This is a genomic window from Salipiger bermudensis, from assembly GCF_019801965.1.
GTDB lineage: Bacteria > Pseudomonadota > Alphaproteobacteria > Rhodobacterales > Rhodobacteraceae > Salipiger > Salipiger bermudensis_A.
This window is the reverse complement of record NZ_JAHVIA010000008.1, coordinates 290,552-311,811: the sequence shown is the minus strand read 5'-3', so window position 1 is coordinate 311,811 and position 21,260 is coordinate 290,552. Positions and strand designations below refer to the sequence as shown.

The window sequence follows — 21,260 nt, the reverse complement described above, 5'->3', positions numbered from 1 at the left end:
GCAGAAAGGGAGCGACATGAGCGAGACCGGCGAGCCCGGGAGGATTCATCCCGCGGCGCAGCTTTACGCGCGCGAGCTGGCGCAGGGCCTGATCGGCCGGCGCGAGTTCCTGACCCGCGTCACCGGTCTCGGGCTCAGCGTCGGGGCGGCCTATGCGCTGGGCGGGCTCGGCGCGCCGGCGCCGGCCGAGGAGGCGCCGCAAGCGGCCGAGGAGGCGCCTTCCACGCTTCGCATCCAGATGGAGGTGCGCCCGCCAAAGGATCCGCGCACCGCCGACTGGTCGGAGATCGCCAATATCACCCGCGGCTGGCTCGAGTATCTCGTCGAATACAACCGCGACGGCACGGTGCGCGGCATGCTGCTCGAGCGCTGGGAGGTCAATGACGACGCAACCGAGTACCTGCTGCACGTCAGGCCCGGCGTGCGCTGGACCACCGGCGAGGCCTTCACCGCCGCCGATGTGACCCGGCTGTTCCATTATTGGTGCGACCGCGAGGTCGAGGGCAACTCAATGGCAGGCCGCCTCACCACGCTGGTGGACCGCGAAACCGGCAAGCTGCTCGACGGCGCGGTGACCGAGCTCGACCCGCTGACCCTGCGCCTCCGCCTGCCGATGCCCGACGTGGCGCTGATCGTGGGGCTGGCCGATTACCCGGCGGCGGCGGTCCATGCCAGCCATGACCCCGAGACCATGCTTTCCAACCCGGTGGGCACCGGTCCCTACCTGCCCGAGAGCCTCGTCGCCGGCGAAAGAGCGGTCCTGGTCCGCAACCATGGCCATGACTGGTGGGGAAACCATGCCGAAGGCTTCGGTGGCGCCAGCATCGAGCGCATCGAGTTTCTCGATTACGGCACAGATCCCGCCGCCTGGCTCGCCGCCGCGGAGGCTGGCGAGGTCGACATGCTCTACGAGAATATCGGCGATTTCATCGCCGTCGGTGACGCGCTCGGCTGGCAGCGTTCCGAGGTGGTGACCGGCTCCACCGTGGTGCTGCGCGCCAACCAGGCGGCGCTGGTCGCGGGCAAGGCGCCCTATGCCGACCGCCGGGTGCGCCGCGCCCTGCAGCTGGCCATCGACAACGAGATCTGCCTCGAGCTCGGCCATGCCGGGCTGGGCGTCGTGGCCGAGAACCACCACGTGGCGCCGGTGCATCCCGATTATGCCGATGTCGGCGCCACGCCCTACGATCCCGAGGCGGCGGTGGCACTGCTCGAAGAGGCCGGCATGCTGGAGTTCGAGCACGAGCTCATCACCCTCGATGACGGGCTCACCATGCGCACCGGCGATGCGGCCGAGGCACTGCTCAAGGATGCTGGCATCAAGGTCAGCCGCACGGTGTTGCCCGGCGCCCGGTTCTGGAGCGAGTGGAAGAGCTACCCGCTGTCGATTACCGAGTGGAACCACCGCCCGCTCGGCATCCAGGTTCTGGCGCTGGCCTACCGCTCCGGTGAGTCGTGGAACGAGACCGGCTACGCCAATCCCGAGTTCGACGCGCTTGTGGCGGAGGCGCTGGCCATCGCCGACAATGTCGCGCGGCGCGATGTCATGGCGCGGATCGAGCGGCTTCTGCAGGAGGATGCGGTGATCGTGCAGCCCTACTGGCGCTCGCTCTACCGCCATTATCGCCCGGGCGTCACCGGCGCGGAGATGCATCCCTCCTTCGAGATCCACCTCTACAAGCTCGGCCTCTCGGAGGGCTGAGCTGCGCGCGTCTTCAGGGCGCCCCGAGAGACCCCGTCGGCCCGGTAGACCCGAGCCGGATCACTGCTCGAGCAGCGGCTCGTAGCGCTGATCGGTGAGCGTCTTCAGGAAGGCCACCAGCGCATCGATGCGCTGGTCCTCGAGCGCCGGCCCGTCGGTCAGCTCTTCCATCGCGATGTTCTCGGCCACCTCAGGCGGCCCGAAGGGCGCGCCGGTCTCTGGATTGATCTTCCGCGCCTCGGAACGCGTGTTGTAGCTGTTGTAGAACAGGATCACCGTGCGCAGGTCGTCGAACACGCCGTTATGCATGTAGGGCGCGGTAACCGCCACGTTCCGCAGCGTCGGCGTGCGGTAGCGGCCGTGGCTCTCGGCGGCCTCTTCCACGCCCGGGTTGGCGTGCAGCCCGAGATCGGCGGTGGTGATGCCGTTCATCGCGCGCAAATCGCTGTTCTCGGGAACGCCGATATTGTGGAAGCGATAGTCCGAGAAGGTCTCCTCCGGGTCCATCGCGCTGCGCCGGAGCTGGTGGCACTGGTTGCAGTTGGTGAACTGCTGCGAGAAGAACAGCAGCCGCCCCAGCTCCTCCTGCTTGGTCAGCTGAACCTCGCCGCGCAGGAACCGGTCGTATTTCGAATCGAAGGGCGCGAAGTCCGGGCCGCGCTCGAAGGCGGCGATGGCGCGGGTCATGGCAGCGTAGCCGGCCTCGGGATCGTCCAGCACTCCCGCCCCGAACAGCTTCGGGAATGCCTCCGCATAGGCGGCATCCTCGCGCAGCCGCGCCACCACCGCGGCCTTGTCCGCCATCCCCATCTCCACCGGGTTCAGCGGCGGCCCGCCGGCCTGGTCCTCGAGCGTGCCGGCGCGGCCGTCATGGAACAGCCCGCCCCACCATTCGCCGGCCTCGTTCTTGCCGAAGGGCGGCACGAAGGCTGCATAGGTCGCGGTGGGCGCATTGCGGTCGCCAATCGAGTGGCCGTCATCGCCCGGCGAGGCGGCGCCGCGCGGATCGGCGAAGGCATAGGCCGGATCGTGGCAGGTGGCGCAGCTCTGGCTGCGGTTGGCCGAGAGGTTGGTGTCGAAAAACAGCGCCTCGCCGAGCGCCTCGAGGCTGTCGGGCACCTCTGTGGGCGTGGCGCGCAGGCCACTGGCGCCAAGGCCCGCCGCAAGCGCGGCGGCCATCGCGAGGCTGAGGATCGGGGCGGTCTTCATCGGGCGCATCCACAGGGCACGAAAGGATGCTCTCGTGCCTAGACCCAAGCGCCGGAGAGGTCAATTCCCGAGCATTTCCCTAGGACAAGATGTCCCGCCCGGCCGGATCAGCTGCCCCAGATCGTCTTCACGTAGTTGCGGGTTTCGCGATAGGGCGGCACGCCGCCATGCTTCTCGACCGCGCCCGGCCCGGCATTGTAGGCCGCCAGCGCCAGCCGCCACGAGCCGAAGGCGACGAATTGCTGCTTGAGATAGCGCGCCCCGCCTTCGAGGTTCTGCGCCGGATCGTGCGGGTTCACCCCGAGCCGCTTGGCGGTGAAGGGCATGAGCTGCGCGAGGCCGATGGCGCCCTTGTGCGACAGCGCCTTCGGGTTGAAGTTCGATTCCTGCTTCACCAGCCGCAGGAACAGGTCTTCCGGCACGCCATGACGGCGCGCGGCGGTGCGGGCCATGTCGGCATATTGGCCATTGTAGCGCCCGCGATAGACCGGCGTGCTGCCCTCGTCGCCCCCCATCGGGCCCCATTTCGTCGGGGTGATCACCGAGGCCGGCTTGAGCCGCACCGAGCTGCGGTATTGCTCCGCCGCACGGCTGTCGAGCACCGAGGTCTGCTTGCGAAACAGCATCACCCGGCTCTTGCTGGAAATGGTCTCGGCCTGAACGGCCGTGGCGCAGATTACCGCGCAGAGAAACGCCGGCAACGCCTTACGTGGCAGTACTCGCATGAACCACCCTGTTCTGTCCCAATGTCCACGGGGCGACGTTGCGCCCCCTCAATCCCGCCGAGGACTATACGGATCATGCGGAGTTTCGCTACCCCTGAGGGCAGCGGCGCGCAGGTTCCCGCCAACGCTTTGTTAACCTTGCATGAGGGTTTCATTAACCAAGGCCGGTGTATCAGGCACCCCGTCTGCGCTGCGGCTCCGCGCCCGGGTTTTCGCCACGATCCGGTGGCGCGGCGGGGCGTGGCTGTGTAAGGCTCGTCCAAACCCCTCCGGGGGAGAAGAATCGGAACAACGCGTGAGGATGACATGGCCGGCTCAGTGAACAAGGTGATCCTGGTGGGCAATCTCGGGGCCGATCCCGAAACCCGCAATTTCCAGAACGGCGGCAAGGTCTGCAACCTGCGGATCGCCACCTCCGAGAACTGGAAGGACCGCAACACCGGCGAGCGCCGCGAGCGTACCGAGTGGCACTCGGTGGCGATCTTCTCGGAGCCGCTGGCGCGGATCGCCGAGCAGTATCTCCGCAAGGGCTCCAAGGTCTATATCGAAGGCCAGCTCGAGACCCGCAAATGGCAGGACCAGTCCGGCCAGGATCGCTACTCGACCGAGGTCGTGCTGCGCCCCTATCGCGGCGAGCTGACCCTGCTCGACAGCCGCCAGGGCGGCGGCGGCGGCGGCGATTACGGCGGCTCCGGCGGCGGCTACGGTGGTGGTAGCGGCGGCGGTGGCGGCTACGGCGGCGGCCGCGACGATTACGGCAGCGGCTCGGGTGGTGGCGGCGGCGGTGGCCGTGCCCCCTCGCGCGATCTCGACGACGAGATCCCGTTCTGAGCGCGGCTCTCGCTGGCTGATTTTTGAAGGCCCGGTGCTCTCGCGAGCGCCGGGCCTTTTTTCAAGCGACGTAACGTCCAGCCAGCGCGCCAAGACTTCCGACACGCGCCGGTCGGGCGCCTGCCCATGGAGTGGCGCCGTGGCCTCTAGCCTTTCCGAACTGGCGGGACTGACCAAAGTCCTTGGATCAGCGCGCTGATCAGCCCGGAACAAGCCGAAGGCGCCGGGCTAGCGCCTGCCCGTCCCGGCGGGCTGGCGCTGTTTCACCTTTGTGCTCGAGATCAAGGTCGTCCGGACTTGGCAGGGATAAAACGAAGACCATCACTTGCAGAGCGCCACCCCACGGGCGGGCGCTTGCCGCCTCGGACGTTCGCGTCAGCGGCGGCAGTCTCGAAACGCACCGCTCAGAGAGGCCCGTCCTCCAGCACCCCGTCGGCCGACATCTGGGCATAGAGCAGACCCTCGCGCAGGCCGCGATCGGCGACCGAGAGCCGGTCGGTCGGCCAGAGCCGCAGCAGCGCCTGCAGGATCGCCGCGCCCGACATGATCAGCGCCTGCCGGTCCTGCCCGATGCGCGGATCGCGCCGGCGCCCCGCCGGGCCCATCTCGAGATAGCGCGCAATCACCGCCTCGATCTGGTCCGAGGTCATGCGCAGCCCGTCGACCTTGGTGCGGTCGTAGCGCCGGAGTCCCAGATGAGAGGCCGCCACCGTGGTCACCGTCCCGGAGGTGCCGACGATCTGGAAGCCCTCGCGCGACTGGGCGTCCTTGTAGGGCGCGAATTCCGAGAGGTTCTCCTCGAAATACCAGCTCATCAGCGCGTAGCGTGCGGCGTCGTCCTCGACATCGTTGAACTGGTCGCGCAGCGTCGCCACGCCGAGCGGCACCGAGATCCAGTCGACCACCTTGGCGGCGGGAAACGGGCTTTCGGGCGGATGGAAGCCCGCGTGCAGCCGCATAATCGCCGCCGGCCGGTCGCGCCGGGGCACCGAGGACAGGTCGATCCACACAAGCTCGGTCGAGCCACCGCCGATATCGACCACCAGAAGCTGTTCGGTCCGGGTCGAGACCAGCGGCGCGCAGGAGATCACCGCGAGCCGGGCCTCCTCCTCGGGCTGGATGATCTCGAGCTGCAGACCGGTCTCACGCCGCACCTGCCGGATGAACTCGCGCGCGTTCTGCGCCCGGCGGCAGGCCTCGGTGGCGACCAGCCGCATGCGTTCGACCTTGTGGCGCTTGATCTTCTGCTGGCAGACCCGGATCGCCCCGATGGTGCGGTTCATCGAGGCGCGCGAAAGCCGTCCCGTCCGCTCGAGCCCCTGCCCGAGCTGGACGGATTTGGAGAAGCTGTCGACCACATGGAACTGGCTGCCCTTGGGTTGGGCAATCAGCATGCGGCAACTGTTCGTGCCCAGATCCAGAGCGGCATAAAGCGCACTAGGATCAGGCGGTTGCGGCGCGGGGCTCTCTACCGGTCTCGGGAAAGCGCCCGCACCTTTGGGACGCCTTGGCGCCATGATTGAGCGCCTTTCCGAATGTGAAGTTGGGATCAGGATACGCGGCGCAAGGGCCCCGTGCAAGCGAGATGCTGGCGCTGACCGAAGGGATTTTCATAGAATTCGGCCAGATACGCGTATTCCTCCGCGAGGTGATCGCGCAGCGCGGTCCGGGTCCTGGGCGCCAGATCCTCGAGCGTCAGCCGTGTCGCGCTGGCGTTCTCACGGGCGATGCGCACCGGGCAGCGGGTGCGCTCCGCCAGATCCGCGCCGAGGCGCGCCAGCTCGTCGGTGCGATAGATCCGATCGTAGCGCCCGAGGTCGTGGCCGAGAAACAGCCAGGCCGGCAGGGCATGATGTTTCACCGTCGAGGCCGCGCGGATATAGGCGCGCAGATTCTGGAAGAAGAAATCCGGATCTGGATCCGTCGGCAGCGCGACCCGGCCGCGCAGGATCTTGCGACAATTGTGCAGCTCGCGCATCTCGACGACCCGGTTGGTGTAGAGCGACAGCAAACGCGTCAACGGATCCCGCACCACGCAGAACCGCCACCAGCCGTCATAGGCTTCCCAGCGATGCGGACGGAAGCGCCGGGTCGGGTAGAGCCGGTGCCAGCGCATCACGTCGGGCGTGCCGGTTTCGGGCAGCGCCACCTCGGGATCGACCTGCGCCAGCGCGGCCTTGACCGTCGAGCAGCCCGCCTTGGGCAGCGCCATGTATGCGATCCTGTGCGCCTTTACCGCGATGACCATGCCGGTCCTTCCATTGCCGTTCCCTGCCCTTGCGTGGCGGTTCGCGTCGTTTCGTGCCGGTCAGCTGTCGGGGAAAGAGCCTGCGCCCGGCCCCGGCACGACAGCAAAACTACCGGAGGAACGCAGCAACAATGTGGCGCGGCGCGGTATTTTGATACCCGATCGTGGACGCCGGGAGACAGCTCCGCCCCAAGGCCCGCCCTGACCGGAGGTCGCTCACGGGGCGGTGAGTGTCGAAAACCGACCCCGGCGCAGGGACCCGCGCCGCTAAACAAAAAGGAAAAGGAGGAAGGGAATCGCCCGAATGCCCGAGATCACCATCGTCTACTGGCGCGACATCCCGGCGCAAGTGCTGGTGGGGCGCGGCCGTCGCGGCGGCAAGGCGCCGCTGGCCGAGCGCTTCGAGCAGGCGATCGACCGGGCCGCGATGAAGGTGGGCGCCTCCGACACCGATGCCTATCTCGCCGAGTGGCGCCGCGCCTCCGGTGGCGAGGGAGACGGCGAGCCGCAGGCGCTGGCCGAGGCCACCGCCGCCAGTCTCGAACTTGAGTATGACGACGCCCGCCTCAGGGCGCTGATCGCCAATGACGGCTGGGCCGGCGGCCCGTCCGACCCCTGACGCCCACCCCGATGCGCATAAGGAGCCGCTTGATGTCCCTTCTGAATTTCCGCAAGCCCAAGGCCACCCCCCCGACCATCGGGCTCGACGGATTTCTCGCGGGCTACTCCATCGAGGTGATGCCGCGCACCGCTGCCAAGGTCGAGGATTTCCGCGCCCTGCTGCCGGAGGGCACCCGCGTCTACATCGCCCATATCGGCGGCACGCCGATCGAGGACATGGTCTCCACCGCCCGCCGCATCGCCGGCGAGGGCTTCGACGTCATGCCGCATTTCCCGGCCCGGATCATCGCCGACACGGCGACCCTGGCCGACTGGATCGCCCGCTACCAGGGCGAGGCCGGCGTCACCCAGGGCCTGATCCTCGCCGGCGGCGTCTCCGAGCCGCAGGGCGACTTCCACAGCTCCATGCAGCTGCTCGAGACCGGGCTCTTCGACAAGGCCGGCTTCACCCGCCTGCACGTGGCCGGCCACCCGGAAGGCAACCGCGACATCGATGCCGATGGCGGCGAGGCCGAGGTCATGGCAGCGGCGCGCTGGAAGCAGGACTTCTCCGAGCGCAGCGATGCGCGGATGGCAATGGTCACCCAGTTCGCCTTCGAGGCGCAGCCGATCCTCGACTGGGCCAGCCGTCTGCGTGCCGGCGGCATCGAGCTGCCGATCCATATCGGCCTCGCCGGTCCGGCCAAGCTGCAGACCATGATCAAGTTCGCCATCGCCTGCGGCGTCGGCCCATCGCTGCGGGTGCTTCAGAAGCGCGCGCTCGACGTCAGCAAGCTGCTGCTGCCCTACGAGCCCACCGAGCTCACCGCCGAGCTGGCCGCCCGCAAGGCCGCCGATCCCGCCTTCCCGATCGAGCAGGCGCATCTCTTCCCGCTCGGCGGCATCAAGACCTGCGCCGAATGGGCCGAGACCCACGGCGGCGCCGCGACGCGCCCCGCTCGACGCGCGATCTGAGACGCGGTATCGGGACGGGCATGACAAAAGCTCTCCTCTTCGACCTCGACGGCACCCTGCTCGTCTCCGACCCGCTTCACTACGCGGTCTTCGCGGAAATCTTTGCCGAGAACGGCAAGGAGCTCACCCCGGAGATCTATGAAACCCGCATCCACGGGCACCACAATCTCGAGATGTTCCCGAAGCTCTTCCCGGGCTGCGACGCGCAGGCGCTGTCGGACGAGAAAGAGCGCCGCTTCCGCGAGCGGCTGGGCGACGGCGCCGATCCGATGCCCGGAACCGTGGCGCTGCTCGATCAGGCCGACCGCGAAGGCTGGCGGCTGGCAGTGGTGACCAACGCCCCGCGCGAGAATGGCGAGCACATGCTCAACGCCATCGGCCTGCGCGACCGGTTCGAGCTGCTGATCATCGGAGACGAATGCGCCCGCGCCAAGCCCGATCCCGAGCCCTATCTGGCCGCGATGCGCCAGCTCGGTGCCGAGCCGCACCACTGCCTCGCCTTCGAGGACAGCCAGAGCGGCATGCGGGCCGCCGCGCGATCGGGCGCCTATGCCATCGGGGTGCGCTCGGGGCTGAGCCATGACCGCCTCTGCGAGGCCGGGGCCAAGGCCACCATCGCCGATTACACCGACGCCACCCTGCCCACGCTTCTGGACCGCTTGAGAGGAGAGAGCATCCCATGACGAGAACCGTTGTCGAGTCAAAGACCCGTACCGCCACGCTCGGTTTCGATGAGCCGTTCTGCGTGATCGGCGAGCGCATCAACCCCACCGGGCGCAAGAAGCTCGCCGCCGAGCTCGAGGCCGGGGATTTCTCGACAGTGGAAAAGGATGCGCTGGCGCAGGCCGCCGCCGGCGCCGCCATCCTCGATATCAATGCCGGCGTCGTCTACAACTCCAACCCCAACCCCAACGAGACCGAACCGCCGCTGATGCGCCAGATCGTCGAGCTGGTGCAGGGGCTGGTCGACCTGCCGCTCTGCATCGACAGCTCGGTGCCCGGCGCGCTCGAGGCCGGGCTCGAGGCCGCCGAGGGCCGGCCGCTGCTGAACTCGGTCACCGGCGAGGAAGACCGGCTCGAGCTGGTGCTGCCGCTGGTCAAGAAATACAACGTGCCGGTGGTGGCGATCTCCAACGACGATACCGGCATCTCCGAGGATCCCGACGTGCGCTTCGCGGTGGCCAAGAAGATCGTCGAGCGCGCCGCGGATTTCGGCATCCCGGCGCATGACATCGTGGTCGACCCGCTGGTGATGCCGATCGGCGCCATGGCCACCGCGGGCCAGCAGGTCTTTGCCCTGGTCCGCCGCCTGCGCGAGGAGCTCGGCGTCAACACCACCTGCGGCGCGTCCAACATCTCCTTCGGACTGCCCAACCGGCACGGCATCAACAACGCCTTCCTGCCGATGGCGATGGGCGCCGGCATGACCTCGGCGATCATGAACCCGGTCGCCCTGCCCGTCACCCAGACCAAGATCGCCGCCAAGAAGGCCGAGGTCGCCGCGGCCGGGATCATCCTGCCCGACGATCTCGACGACGAGACCTTCGTCACCCTGTTCGGCATGGGCTCGACCCGCTCGAAGCCCGGCTCCGAGATGGCCGCGATCCGCGCCGCCAACCTGCTGATGAACCAGGATCCGCATGGCGGCGCCTGGATCGCCTTCAACAAGGAAGCCGAGACCGGCGAGCCCACCGCCGCGCGCGGCGGACGCCGTGGCGGCGGACGCCGCAGGCGGGCCTGACCCGCCGTCGCGCCGGCCAAGGCTTTCCGAAACACTCAAGGCGCTATATACCCCCGGCCCGGGCCGCGATCCCTCGCATCGGCCCGGGTTCCGCATTCAAGACCAGACCTCAAGGCATAGCATGACCGACGCACTGACCGAGCTGCTCTCCACCCGCGACTGGCTGATGGCCGACGGCGCCACCGGCACCAACCTGTTCAACATGGGGCTGGCCTCGGGCGACGCGCCGGAGTTCTGGAACGTCGATCACCCCGAGCGCATCCGCACGCTCTACCGCAATGCCGTCGAGGCGGGCTCGGATATCTTCCTGACCAACTCCTTCGGCGCCAACGCCTCGCGGCTCAAGCTGCACGATGCCGCCGACCGCGCCTTCGAGCTGTCGCGCCTCGCCGCCGCGCTGGGCCGCGACGTGGCCGATGCATCGGGCCGAAAACTTGTCGTCGCGGGCTCCGTCGGCCCCACCGGCGAGATCATGGGCGAGGTCGGCACGCTGAGCCACGAGACCGCGGTGGAGATGTTCGAGGAGACCGCTGCCGGCCTCAAGGAAGGCGGCGCCGACGTGCTCTGGGTCGAGACCATCTCGGCGCCGGAGGAGTTTGCCGCCGCCGCCGAGGCCTTCGCCAATGTGGGCATGCCGTGGTGCGGCACCATGAGCTTCGACACCGCCGGGCGCACCATGATGGGGGTGACCTCGGATGCCTTCGTGCGCCAGGTCGATGCCCTGCCCAACCCGCCGCTGGCCTTCGGCGCCAATTGCGGTGTCGGCGCCTCCGATCTGCTGCGCACGGTCCTGGGCTTCGCCGCCACCGGCACCGAGCGCCCGATCATCGCCAAGGGCAATGCCGGCATCCCGCGCTACGAGGATGGCCACATCCACTACAACGGCACGCCCGAGCTGATGGCAGAATACGCGGTGCTCGCGCGCGACGCCGGCGCCCGCATCATCGGCGGCTGCTGCGGCACCATGCCCGATCACCTGCGCGCCATGCGCGCCGCGCTCGAGACCCGCCCCGCCGGCCCGCGCCCGACGCTGGAACAGATCGCCAAGGCCATGGGCGGCTTCAGCTCCGAGAGCGACGGCACCGGGGACACCCCGGCCCCGAAACGCGAACGCCGCGGCCGCCGTCGCAGCAGCTGAGCCCCCGCGCCAGCACCCCACCCTTCTCTTCGTCAAAAATACTCCCGCCGGGGGCAGGCCGGCCCGCGCCGCCACGCCAGCCTCCGGCAAGCATCTCAACCAATCGACACCCCCCGCCCGGCCCAGTACCAGCGCCCCACCCTTCTCTTCGTCAAAAATACTCCCGCCGGAGGCATTCCGACCGACCCCGCCGCAGCGTCCGGCAAGCGCCCCCACCCCCGGCGAGGACGCCCGCAAGGGCGGAGGAGCCCCGCCCGGCTCAGAACAGGCTCAGCTGGTCCCCTGCCCGCGCCGGGACCCGGAACAAATCGCACCGCAGTGGCCCCAGCGCGCGATCCAGCCCGAGCTGTCGAGCCGCCCTGTCAAAGCGCCGCGCGATCAGCCGCGCGTAATGCCCCTCGCCCCGCATGCGCTTGTGCCACTGCGCCGAATAGACCTCGCCGCCATGCATCTCGCGCAGCCGCGCCATCACCCGTCCGGCCCGGCCGGGATAATGCTCCTCGAGCCACTCCTGCCAGAGCGGCGCCACCTCGCGCGGCAGCCGCAACATGATCCAGCTCGCGGCCGCCGCCCCGGCCTCCGCCCCCGCCGCGAGGATCGCCTCGAGCTCCGGGTCGGTCAGCGCCGGCACCACCGGCGAAACCATGATCCGGGTCTCGATCCCGGCCTCGGAGAGCCGCCGGATCGTCGCCAGCCGCCGCTTCGGCGCCGGCACCCGCGGCTCCATCCGGCGCGACAGCTCCGCGTCCAGCGTGGTCACCGAGACGCCCACCCGCGCCAGCCCCTGCGCCGCCATCTCCGACAGGATGTCGATGTCGCGCTCGATCAGCGTGCCCTTGGTGACGATCGCGACCGGGTGGCGGTGATCGCGCAGCACCTCGAGACAGGCGCGCATGATGCCGCGGTCGCGCTCGATCGGCTGGTAGGGATCGGTATTGGTGCCGATGGCGATGGTGGCCACGCGGTAGCGCTTTGACCTGAGCTCCCGCGCCAGCACCTCGGGCGCATCGGGCCGCGCGATCAGCCGGGTCTCGAAATCCAGCCCCGGCGACAGGCCGAGATAGGCATGGCTCGGCCGCGCGAAGCAGTAGATGCAGCCGTGCTCGCAACCGCGATAGGGGTTGATGCTGCGGTCGAAGGGAATGTCCGGCGAGGAGACGTAGTTGATCAGGCTGCGCGGCCGCTCCTCGCTGACCTCGGTGCGCAGCACAGGCAGATCCTCCTCGATCTCCCAGCCGTCATCGGCATCCTCGTAGCGCAGCCGCTCGAACCGGCCGGTCTCGCGGCTGGCGGCACCGCGCCCGGGGCGGCGGTCCTTGTCGATCTGGCGCGGGCTCTCGCTCATCCCTGGATCATGGAACATTGCGCGAACATTCGCAAGGCAGCACCGCCGGAGGTCGCAGCAGAAACCGCGCGTGTCGCAAATGTCAGAGCGGGCCGCAATCATCCAACGCAGGGTCGTAAGACCTAACGCGCCCGCGTGGCCCGCCACGCCCCAATGACGGATCCTGCCCATGGCCGACGAAGACGACGACATCATCCTCGCCGATCTCAACGATGAAGAGCTGGTCGAACAGATGTTCGACGATCTCTACGACGGCATGAAGGACGAGATCGAGGAGGCGGTGCGCATCCTGCTCGACCGCGGCTGGGCCCCCTATCGCATCCTGACCGAGGCGCTGGTCGGCGGCATGAAGATCGTCGGCGAGGATTTCCGCGACGGCATCCTCTTCGTCCCCGAAGTGCTGCTGGCCGCCAACGCGATGAAGGGCGGGATGGCGATCCTGAAGCCGCTGCTGGCAGAAACCGGCGCGCCGACCATCGGCAAGATGGTGATCGGCACCGTCAAGGGCGACATCCACGACATCGGCAAGAACCTCGTCGCGATGATGATGGAAGGCGCCGGCTTCGAGGTCGTCGATCTCGGCATCAACAACCCGGTCGAGAACTATCTAGAGGCGGCGGCGGCGGAAAAGCCCGACATCATCGGCATGTCGGCCCTTCTGACCACGACGATGCCCTACATGAAGGTCGTCATCGACACGATGGTCGAACAGGGCATCCGCGACGACTACCTCGTGCTGGTCGGCGGCGCACCGCTGAACGAGGAGTTCGGCAAGGCGATCGGCGCCGACGCCTATTGCCGCGACGCTGCGGTGGCGGTCGAGACCGCCAAGGACCTGATCGCGCGCCGCCACAACCTGCGCGCCAACGGCTGAGCCGCGGGCGCGTCCCGCGCCCGTCCTGCCGCCCTTTCAGACCGTCGTCCGGAGCGCCCCGCCGCGGGCGCCGGCCTGCCCGGTCCCTGAACGACGCCACGGAATCTGCCCTCCGGACCGAGAATTGCCCTTTGAATCGTGCCCTCAACCGCCTATCTTCAAGTGCAGGAAAGGGAGATGATCATGCCAGTGACATATCTCGTCACGCTGCTTGTCGCGGTTCTGGCCTCGGCCGGGCTGACGGTCTGGGCGTTCCTGTCCTGGGGCGCCAGCACCGTGATCCCGCTGCTCCTGGCGCTGGCCCTTGCCGCGCGTTGGGCCATGACGCCGGTCGCGCCGGATGACGGCCACGCCTGACAGCACCGCCGCGCCCCCGTCCCCGGACCGGACCGTCGCGCCCGACGATGCCACGCTGACCACCACCGGCTTCGAGACGCCGGGCGATGGCAGGCTGCTGATCATCGCCTGCGGCGCCCTGGCGCGCGAGATCCTCGCCCTGCGAGACCGCCACGGCTGGCACCATATCGAGCTCACCTGCCTCCCCGCGATCCTGCACAACCATCCCGAAAAGATCACCGACGCGGTGCGCGCGGCGGTGCTGAAGCACCGCGACACCCACAGCCGGATTTTCGTGGCCTATGCCGATTGCGGCACCGGCGGGCTCCTGCAGGCCGCCTGCGCGGAGCTCGGCGTCGAGATGATCGCCGGGCCGCATTGCTACGCCTTCTATGAAGGGCTTGCCCCGTTCGGGGCGCGCGACGAGATCACCAGCTTCTACCTCACCGATTTCCTCGTCCGGCAGTTCGACGCCTTCGTCTGGCAGCCGCTCGGCCTCGATCGGCACCCGGAACTGCGGGAGATGTATTTCGGCCATTACGAGACCCTGGTCTACCAGGCCCAGACCGACGATCCTGCGCTGACCGCGCGGGCGCAATCGCATGCCGCGCGGCTCGGCCTGACATTCGAGCGACGGATGACGGGCTACGGTGACCTGGAGACCGTCCTGTCGCACTGGGCCGAGCCCGGCTAGACGTTGACGACTTTGGCGGTCAGGTCGCGGGGTCTGGTTGCGGGCGGGGCGCGGGCAGGGTCTGGGCGCTGTCCGTTATTTGTCGCGGAGCGGTGATCTGGAAAGAGGGGGCGCTGCCCCCGCCGCAGCAGAGCTGCGACTCCCCCGAGGTATTTTCGAACCAGAGAAGATCGGGGCGGTCGTCTTTTGGGGACTGGAGGGCTGCGGGCCGGCGGGGCCGGGTCAGCCTGGGCTGGTGGTGCTTTCCTGCAGCACCAGAGAGATCGGCACCAGCGCGACACGGCTGGCGCGATCCTGCAGGCCCCAGAGCAGCAGCGCCGAGACCGTGTCGGCGCGCAGCCGGCCCAGCATGACCACCGCGCCCTCCTGCCGGGCCTTGAATGCGGCCTGGTCGAGGAAGCGGCGCATGACGCGCGGATCCTGCCCCTCGCCGTCGAAATCCCGGAACACGGTGAGCGCCGGCACCTCTTCGCGCCGGGCCAGCGCCTCGCCGGTGTTGAGCCCCTTGGGCTGCATCAGGAGCCCGTGACCGGAGGCGCCGAGATAGCGCGCCGCCTGCTCGGAGATCGCGCGCGCGCCCTGAAGCCCCGCGCCCGGGGCCTCGAGCACTGCGACCGCCTCGGGCACCGCGCCGAGGCTGCCCTCGAGCGTCACTTCCACATCCGCCGCCTGCGCCCCCTCGGGCACGCCCGCGATGGCGAGCACCTCGAATCCGGCGGCGCGATAGCCCCGCGCGGCAGCGGCGGCGTCGGGATGCGAGGCAGGGATGGCAAAGCTCACCGGGAAGGGAAACGTGCCCACCGTATCGGGGCCGAGCGGCCCGGTGCCGTCATCGATCAGCACGATCGACATGCGGGGCGCGTCGGCCTCGACCTCGACCGGAATCGCGTAGCGCAGAAGCGGCGGCAGCTCGGCGGCATCGACCGCGTCGTCCGCGCGCTCCTGCGGCGGCGCGTCCGCGGCCTCGTCTCCGATGCTTGGCAGGCGGCCGGTGTCGCTCGAGGCATCACGGTCGATCAGCGAGCCGACCGGGGTGCCGATGCCGCGCCGTTCGGTATCTTCATCCTCGCGAGCCACCGTGCCGGGCAGCGCGCTGACCCGCGGCAGGGCCTCCTCTCCGGGCACCAGCGGCGCGGGCAGCGGCGGCTCTGGGGTTTCGGTCGACAGGCGCGGGGTCGCCTCGTTCTCCGGGGCTGCCGGCAGGGCGCTGTCACGGCGCTCGGGGCTGTCGCCGCTGGCCGCGTCGAACGCGGGGGGCGCGGTGTCGGGCACCACCGGCGCGGCGGGCGGCTGCAGCGCCGTCTCGGCCTCAGGGGGCGTGTCGGAGGCGGCGTTGAGATCGGGCGCCGGCTCGGCAGCGGCACCGGGCACGTCGTCGGGCGCCTCGGGCCGCGCCACCGGATCAGAACCCGCGGGCTCGGAAGGTGCCGCCCCGGCGACCGGCGCCGCGGTCTCGATGCCATCCTCGGGACTGGTGATCGGGGCATTGTCCTGCAGCGCGGGCTCCTGCCCGGGTGCGGCCTCGGGCACCACGGGGCGCTCCGGAGCCTCTTCGGAGGCGGGCTCCGGCGAAACGCTTCCTGCGGGTGCGACACTCTCGGCAGGCGCCTCGGGAGCGTCGACCTGCACGTCAGGCATCGGTTCGGGCTCAGGCTCAGACGCAGTTTCGGATGTCGAAACGCTGCCGTCCGGAATGGTAGGCTGAGCTTCCGACATGGGCGCCGCCGTATCGGCTTCGGCCGCCTCGGGCGCCGTCGCGCGCTCCTCGGGGGCGGGGCTATCGGTGGCGTCCGGTGCTTCGGCCTCCCGCGAGCCGGTGCCCCCTTCGGCACCCGCCTGCTCGCTCTCCCGGGGCCGGTCTCCGAGGTCGCGCTCCGGCGGGCCGATCAGCACCGAGGCCGTGCCCAGTGCCAAGCCCGACACCACCGTGCCGATGATCGCCCCCGCGAGAAACCCTCGTGCCATTGCTTCTGCCCTCTTCGCCCGTCTGCGCCCGCGGCCCCGTCCCCGGGCCTTGTCGTGGCGCATGCCCTTGACGCTGCACCATCTTGGGGCGCATGTATAGCCCCGACCTAGACCCGCCTCCAGACCGAGAATGCCGCATGCTTCTGCTCATCGACAACTATGACAGCTTTACCTACAACCTCGTGCATTACGTGGGCGAGCTTGGTGTCGAGACCCAGGTCTGGCGCAACGACGCGCTCGACGTGCAGCAGGCGATGGCCCTGAAGCCCGCCGGCATCCTGCTGAGCCCCGGCCCCTGCGATCCCGATCAGGCCGGCATCTGCCTCGCCTTGACCGAGGCCGCCGCCGAGACCCGCACGCCGCTTTTCGGCGTCTGCCTCGGGCACCAGACCATCGGCCAGGCCTTCGGCGGCACCGTCAAGCAGCATTCCGAGATCGTGCACGGCAAGATGGGCACCATGCACCACGACGATACCGGCGTGTTCTCCGGCCTGCCCTCGCCCTTCGAGGCGACGCGCTACCACAGCCTCGTGGTCGACCGCGACACGCTGCCCGAGGAGTTGATCGTCAACGCCTGGCTCGAGGACGGCACCATCATGGGGCTGCGCCACCGCGATCTGCCGATCCACGGCGTGCAGTTCCATCCCGAGAGCATCGCCTCCGAACACGGGCACCAGCTGCTCAAGAATTTCCTCGACACGATGAAGGTCCCCGCATGAGCGACCGCCTCAAGCCGTTGATCGGCACCGCCGCCACCCGTCCGCTGACGCAGGAGGAGGCGGAGACCGCCTTCGAGGTCCTGTTCGAGGGCGAGGCCACCCCGGCCCAGATGGGCGGCTTCCTGATGGCCCTGCGCACCCGCGGCGAAACGGTCGACGAATACACCGCCGCCGCCGGCGTGATGCGCGGGAAGCGCAACGCCGTGATCGCCCCCGAGGGCGCCATCGACATCGTCGGCACCGGCGGCGATGGCAAGGGCACGCTCAACATCTCGACCGCCACCGCCTTCGTGGTCGCCGGCGCCGGGGTGACCGTGGCCAAGCACGGCAACCGCAACCTGTCGTCGAAATCCGGCTCCGCCGATGCGCTGGCCGAGATGGGCATCCAGGTGATGCTGCCCGCAGGCGCCATCGCCCCGATCCTCGAGAGCGTCGGCATCTGCTTCATGATGGCGCCGATGCACCACCCGGCGATGAAGCATGTCGCGCCGGTCCGCACCGAGCTCGGCACCCGCACCATCTTCAACATCCTCGGGCCGCTCACCAACCCGGCCGGCGTCAAGCGCCAGCTCACCGGCGCCTTCTCGCGCGAGCTGATCCGCCCGATGGCCGAGACGCTGGGCAAGCTCGGCTCCGAGCGCGCCTGGCTGGTGCATGGCTCCGACGGCACCGACGAGCTGGCGATCTCCGGCAAGAGCTGGGTCGCGGCACTGGAGGAAGACGGCTCGGTGCGCGAGGTCGAGCTGCACCCCGAGGATGCCGGCCTGCCCGAGCATCCGTTCGAGGAGATCGTCGGCGGAACGCCCGCCGAGAACGCGCAGGCCTTCCGCGCGCTGCTGGACGGCGCCCGGACCGCCTATCGTGACGCGGTGCTGCTGAATTCCGCTGCCGCGCTGGTGGTGGCCGGCAAGGCCTCCGATCTGCGCGAGGGCGTCGCGATGGCGCGCGAGAGCATCGACAGCGGCGCCGCCAAGGCCAAGATCGCGGCGCTGGCAGAGGCCACGCAAAAGGCCGCATGAGACCGCCCGAGGCCTGGGCCGGGCTGCCCTTCTTCGCAGACGACCTGCCGCGCATCGCGGCGGCGCTCGCCACCGAGACACGGCAGATCCTGCCGCCCGCGCCGCAGGTCTTCGCGGCGCTCGAGGCCTGCGCGCCCGAGGAGGTGCGCGTGGTGATCCTGGGCCAGGATCCCTACCCGACACCGGGCCATGCCCACGGGCTCGCCTTCTCGGCGGAGCCCGAGGTGCGCCCGCTGCCGCGCTCGCTGGGGAACATCTACAAAGAGCTGCAAGGGGAGTTCGGCGCCAGCCCGCCCAATGCCGATCTGCGTTTCTGGGCGGCCCAGGGCGTGCTGCTGCTCAATACCGCGCTGACCGTGCCGGCGGGCTCTGCCGGGGCCCACGCCAAGCTCGGCTGGTCGCGGCTGACGGCCCAGGTGCTCGAGGCGCTCTCGGACACGCCGCGCGCCTTCATCCTATGGGGCAACCACGCGCAGGGCTTCGCCAAGCACATCACGGGCCCCGATCACCTGGTCCTGCGCTCCGCCCATCCCTCGCCGCTCTCGGCGCGGCGGGGCTTTTTCGGGTCGCGCCCCTTTTCCCGTGTCAACGACTGGCTTATTGCTCGCGGAGACACGCCGATCAACTGGACGACGCCGGAGGCGCCCGCATGACCATCACCATTCTCGACAAGATCAAGGCCTACAAGCTCGAGGAAGTGGCCGCCGACAAGGCCGTCAAGCCGCTTGCAGAGATCGAGGCCGAGGCCCGCGCTGCCGACCCCGTGCGCCCCTTTGCCGAGGCTCTGCGCAAGGCCTCCGGAACAGGCTATGGCCTGATTGCAGAGGTCAAGAAAGCGTCGCCCTCCAAGGGGTTGATCCGTGAGGATTTTCATCCCGCAACGCTGGCTGCCGCCTATGAGCGCGGCGGCGCGACCTGTCTCTCGGTTCTAACCGATACGCCGTCCTTCCAGGGGGCGAAATCCTTCCTGACCGAAGCCCGCGCTGCGACGGCGCTGCCCGCCCTGCGCAAGGATTTCATGTATGATCCCTACCAGGTCGCCGAGGCCCGCGCGCTCGGGGCCGATTGCATCCTGATCATCATGGCCAGCGTCTCCGACATGCTCGCTGCCGAGATGGAGGACGCCGCCTTCGGCTGGGGCATGGATGCGCTGATCGAGGTGCACAATGCCGAGGAGCTCGACCGAGCGCTCAAGCTGAAATCGCCTCTGATCGGGATTAATAACCGCAATCTCAAGACCTTCGAGCTTACTCTTGACACCACGCGCGAGCTGTCGAAGCGCGTTCCTGCGGAGCGCATTTTGGTCTGTGAAAGCGGTCTCTACACTCCCGCAGATCTCGCCGACATGGCCAGCTACGGCGCCCGAAGCTTCCTGATCGGCGAGAGCCTGATGCGGCAGGAAAACGTCGAGGACGCCACCCGCACGCTCCTCAGCGATCCGGTGCCGGCATGAGCGGCCTGACCCATTTCGACGCCAAGGGCGACGCCCACATGGTCGATGTCTCCAACAAGGCAGTGACGGCCCGCGTCGCCACCGCCGAGGGTTGGGTCAAGATGGCCCCCGAGACCTTCGAGATCATCACCGAGGGCCGCGCCAAGAAGGGCGACGTGATCGGCGTGGCGCGGCTGGCGGGCATCATGGGGGCCAAGAAGACGCCCGAGCTGATCCCGCTCTGCCACCCGCTGCCGGTGACCAAGGTCTCGGTCGAGATCACCCCCGATGCGGCACTCCCGGGCCTGCGCATCGAGGCCACCGTCAAGACCACCGGCCAGACCGGGGTCGAAATGGAGGCCCTCACAGCCGTCTCTACCGCGGCGCTGACGGTCTATGACATGGCCAAGGCAGTGGACAAGGCGATGGAGATCGGCGGCATCCGCGTCATCCTGAAAGATGGCGGCAAATCAGGCCGTTACGAGGCGAAATGATATCTGTTTCCGAAGCGCTGGAGCGTCTCTTCTCGCTCGCCGCGCCGCTGTCCGCCGAGGAGGTCCCGCTTCACCGCGCCGTGGGCCGCGTCATGGTAGAGCCTGTGACGGCGCGCCGCGATCAGCCGCCATTCCATGCCTCGGCGATGGATGGTTACGGCGTCACCGAAGCCGTGCCCGGCAAGCGCCTGAAAGTCATCGGAGAATCCGCTGCAGGGTCATCCTTCGGCGGGCCGGTCGGCGATGGCGAAGCGGTGCGGATCTTCACCGGCGCGCCGGTCCCCGAGGGGGTCACCGCCGTGGTGATCCAGGAGGATGTCGACCGCGAAGGCGACACCATCCTGATCACCGACAGGCTCGGCGCAGGGACGAATATCCGCCCCCTCGGCGGCGATTTCCGCATCGGAGAGACGATCCCCGCACCGCGGCTCCTCGGCCCGCAGGACATCGCCCTGCTGGCCGCCATGAACATCGCCACCGTGCGGGTCGCCCGCCGCCCGCGCGTGGCGCTGATCTCGACCGGCGACGAGCTGGTGATGCCCGGCGAGACGCCCGGCCCCGACCAGATCATTGTCTCCAACACCTTCGGCCTGCACGCCATGCTGACGCAGGCCGGTGCCGAGCCCCGCATCCTGCCCATCGCCCGCGACACCGAGGGCTCGCTCACCACGGTGCTCGGGCTGGTCGACGACGCCGACCTGGTGATCACCATCGGCGGCGCTTCGGTGGGCGATCACGATCTCGTGGCGAAGGTGGCCGCCAGCCTCGGGCTCGAGCGCGCCTTCCACAAGGTCGCCATGCGCCCCGGCAAGCCGCTGATGTCGGGCCGTCTTGGCGGGGCGATGATGATCGGATTGCCGGGAAATCCTGTCTCGGCAATGGTTTGCGGTGAAATCTTCGTGAAACCCGTGATCCGCGCCATGCAGGGTCTGCCCGCCGCGCCCGCGCCGCGTTCGACCGCTCCGCTCGCTGCGGATATCGGCTCTAACGGCCCGCGTGAGCACTACATGCGCGGCCGCACCGAGCCCGACGGAAGGGTGACGGTGTTCGAGCGGCAGGACAGCTCTCTGCTCAGCGTGCTCGGCGCCTCCGATGTGCTGGTTGTCCGCCCGCCGAAGGATGGCCCGCGCGCGGCGGGTGAAGCGGTGGAGATCGTGCGTCTCTGACAGTGTTTGCCACAGCATGTTGACACAAAACGGGAACATGCGTAGAA

General features: G+C 69.1%; 22 protein-coding genes. 16 read left to right on the top strand and 6 right to left on the bottom strand.

Annotated features, from left to right (window positions below; all coding sequences use genetic code 11):
• Positions 1–16: 16 nt before the first annotated feature.
• Positions 17–1,702, top strand: a complete 1,686-nt coding sequence (locus KUV62_RS18845; RefSeq protein ID WP_222605271.1) for an ABC transporter substrate-binding protein — start codon at positions 17–19, stop codon at positions 1,700–1,702.
• A gap of 60 nt (positions 1,703–1,762) precedes the next feature.
• On the opposite strand, the gene KUV62_RS18840 is transcribed toward KUV62_RS18845, so the two are convergent.
• Together KUV62_RS18840 and KUV62_RS18835 are read right to left on the bottom strand one after the other, a co-directional pair.
• Positions 1,763–2,911, bottom strand: a complete 1,149-nt coding sequence (locus KUV62_RS18840) for a cytochrome-c peroxidase (RefSeq protein ID WP_222605270.1) — start codon at positions 2,909–2,911, stop codon at positions 1,763–1,765.
• A gap of 107 nt (positions 2,912–3,018) precedes the next feature.
• Positions 3,019–3,636 (bottom strand): lytic transglycosylase domain-containing protein, encoded by a 618-nt coding sequence (locus KUV62_RS18835; protein WP_261395756.1) that lies wholly within the window; start codon positions 3,634–3,636, stop codon positions 3,019–3,021.
• A gap of 306 nt (positions 3,637–3,942) precedes the next feature.
• Between KUV62_RS18835 and ssb the strand changes: the two genes are divergently transcribed.
• Positions 3,943–4,467: a single-stranded DNA-binding protein gene (gene ssb / locus KUV62_RS18830; protein WP_222605269.1), complete on the top strand. Its 525-nt coding sequence runs from the start codon at positions 3,943–3,945 to the stop codon at positions 4,465–4,467.
• A gap of 404 nt (positions 4,468–4,871) precedes the next feature.
• Here the strand turns inward: ssb and KUV62_RS18825 are convergent, their stop codons facing one another.
• Entirely contained in the window at positions 4,872–5,984 is a 1,113-nt protein-coding gene (locus tag KUV62_RS18825; RefSeq protein WP_222605268.1) for a Ppx/GppA phosphatase family protein, read from the bottom strand.
• A 32-nt stretch (positions 5,985–6,016) separates the two neighbouring features.
• A complete protein-coding gene (locus KUV62_RS18820; RefSeq protein ID WP_222605267.1) occupies positions 6,017–6,715 on the bottom strand; it encodes a sulfotransferase family 2 domain-containing protein in 699 nt (232 codons plus the stop codon).
• 304 nt (positions 6,716–7,019) lie between these two features.
• On the opposite strand from KUV62_RS18820, the gene KUV62_RS18815 reads away from it, so the two are divergent.
• The 5 genes from KUV62_RS18815 (at position 7,020) to bmt (ending at position 11,169) form a co-directional block, all read left to right on the top strand.
• Complete coding sequence (locus KUV62_RS18815) at positions 7,020–7,334, top strand: virulence factor (RefSeq protein ID WP_222605266.1); 315 nt, start codon at positions 7,020–7,022, stop codon at positions 7,332–7,334.
• Positions 7,335–7,366: 32 nt separating this feature from the next.
• Positions 7,367–8,290: a methylenetetrahydrofolate reductase gene (locus tag KUV62_RS18810; protein ID WP_222605265.1), complete on the top strand. Its 924-nt coding sequence runs from the start codon at positions 7,367–7,369 to the stop codon at positions 8,288–8,290.
• A gap of 20 nt (positions 8,291–8,310) precedes the next feature.
• Positions 8,311–8,973: an HAD family hydrolase gene (locus KUV62_RS18805; RefSeq protein WP_222605264.1), complete on the top strand. Its 663-nt coding sequence runs from the start codon at positions 8,311–8,313 to the stop codon at positions 8,971–8,973.
• Positions 8,970–10,031: a methyltetrahydrofolate cobalamin methyltransferase gene (locus tag KUV62_RS18800; protein WP_222605263.1), complete on the top strand. Its 1,062-nt coding sequence runs from the start codon at positions 8,970–8,972 to the stop codon at positions 10,029–10,031. Before KUV62_RS18805 ends, KUV62_RS18800 begins: the two co-directional genes overlap by 4 nt.
• A gap of 121 nt (positions 10,032–10,152) precedes the next feature.
• Positions 10,153–11,169: a betaine--homocysteine S-methyltransferase gene (gene bmt / locus KUV62_RS18795; RefSeq protein WP_222605262.1), complete on the top strand. Its 1,017-nt coding sequence runs from the start codon at positions 10,153–10,155 to the stop codon at positions 11,167–11,169.
• Positions 11,170–11,428: 259 nt separating this feature from the next.
• Here the strand turns inward: bmt and KUV62_RS18790 are convergent, their stop codons facing one another.
• Complete coding sequence (locus KUV62_RS18790) at positions 11,429–12,514, bottom strand: PA0069 family radical SAM protein (RefSeq protein ID WP_222605261.1); 1,086 nt, start codon at positions 12,512–12,514, stop codon at positions 11,429–11,431.
• Between the two features lie 169 nt (positions 12,515–12,683).
• Here KUV62_RS18790 and KUV62_RS18785 point away from each other — a divergent pair, with 169 nt between their 5' ends.
• The 3 genes from KUV62_RS18785 to KUV62_RS18775 all read left to right on the top strand — a co-directional run bounded on the left by KUV62_RS18785 (position 12,684) and on the right by KUV62_RS18775 (position 14,418).
• Positions 12,684–13,388, top strand: coding sequence for a corrinoid protein (locus KUV62_RS18785; RefSeq protein ID WP_222605260.1), 705 nt, complete (start codon positions 12,684–12,686; stop codon positions 13,386–13,388).
• Between the two features lie 183 nt (positions 13,389–13,571).
• Complete coding sequence (locus KUV62_RS18780) at positions 13,572–13,745, top strand: hypothetical protein (protein WP_222605259.1); 174 nt, start codon at positions 13,572–13,574, stop codon at positions 13,743–13,745.
• Positions 13,729–14,418, top strand: coding sequence for a DUF1638 domain-containing protein (locus tag KUV62_RS18775; RefSeq protein WP_222605258.1), 690 nt, complete (start codon positions 13,729–13,731; stop codon positions 14,416–14,418). Before KUV62_RS18780 ends, KUV62_RS18775 begins: the two co-directional genes overlap by 17 nt.
• Positions 14,419–14,640: 222 nt before the next feature.
• On the opposite strand, the gene KUV62_RS18770 is transcribed toward KUV62_RS18775, so the two are convergent.
• The gene (locus KUV62_RS18770) at positions 14,641–16,383 is read right to left on the bottom strand and encodes a divergent polysaccharide deacetylase family protein (protein ID WP_222605257.1); all 1,743 of its coding nucleotides are present in this window, start codon (positions 16,381–16,383) and stop codon (positions 14,641–14,643) included.
• 137 nt (positions 16,384–16,520) lie between these two features.
• Here KUV62_RS18770 and KUV62_RS18765 point away from each other — a divergent pair, with 137 nt between their 5' ends.
• From KUV62_RS18765 to glp, 6 genes are read left to right on the top strand one after another with little or no spacing between them, the layout of a single operon-like run.
• A complete protein-coding gene (locus KUV62_RS18765; protein WP_222605256.1) occupies positions 16,521–17,102 on the top strand; it encodes an anthranilate synthase component II in 582 nt (193 codons plus the stop codon).
• Positions 17,099–18,121, top strand: a complete 1,023-nt coding sequence (trpD, locus tag KUV62_RS18760) for an anthranilate phosphoribosyltransferase (protein ID WP_222605255.1) — start codon at positions 17,099–17,101, stop codon at positions 18,119–18,121. Before KUV62_RS18765 ends, trpD begins: the two co-directional genes overlap by 4 nt.
• Positions 18,118–18,774, top strand: coding sequence for a uracil-DNA glycosylase (locus KUV62_RS18755; protein WP_222605254.1), 657 nt, complete (start codon positions 18,118–18,120; stop codon positions 18,772–18,774). The genes trpD and KUV62_RS18755 overlap by 4 nt, the downstream gene beginning before the upstream one ends.
• A complete protein-coding gene (trpC, locus tag KUV62_RS18750) occupies positions 18,771–19,574 on the top strand; it encodes an indole-3-glycerol phosphate synthase TrpC (RefSeq protein WP_222605253.1) in 804 nt (267 codons plus the stop codon). Before KUV62_RS18755 ends, trpC begins: the two co-directional genes overlap by 4 nt.
• Positions 19,571–20,047 (top strand): cyclic pyranopterin monophosphate synthase MoaC, encoded by a 477-nt coding sequence (gene moaC, locus KUV62_RS18745; protein ID WP_222605252.1) that lies wholly within the window; start codon positions 19,571–19,573, stop codon positions 20,045–20,047. Before trpC ends, moaC begins: the two co-directional genes overlap by 4 nt.
• Positions 20,044–21,213, top strand: coding sequence for a gephyrin-like molybdotransferase Glp (glp, locus tag KUV62_RS18740; protein ID WP_222605251.1), 1,170 nt, complete (start codon positions 20,044–20,046; stop codon positions 21,211–21,213). The genes moaC and glp overlap by 4 nt, the downstream gene beginning before the upstream one ends.
• Positions 21,214–21,260: the final 47 nt, after the last annotated feature.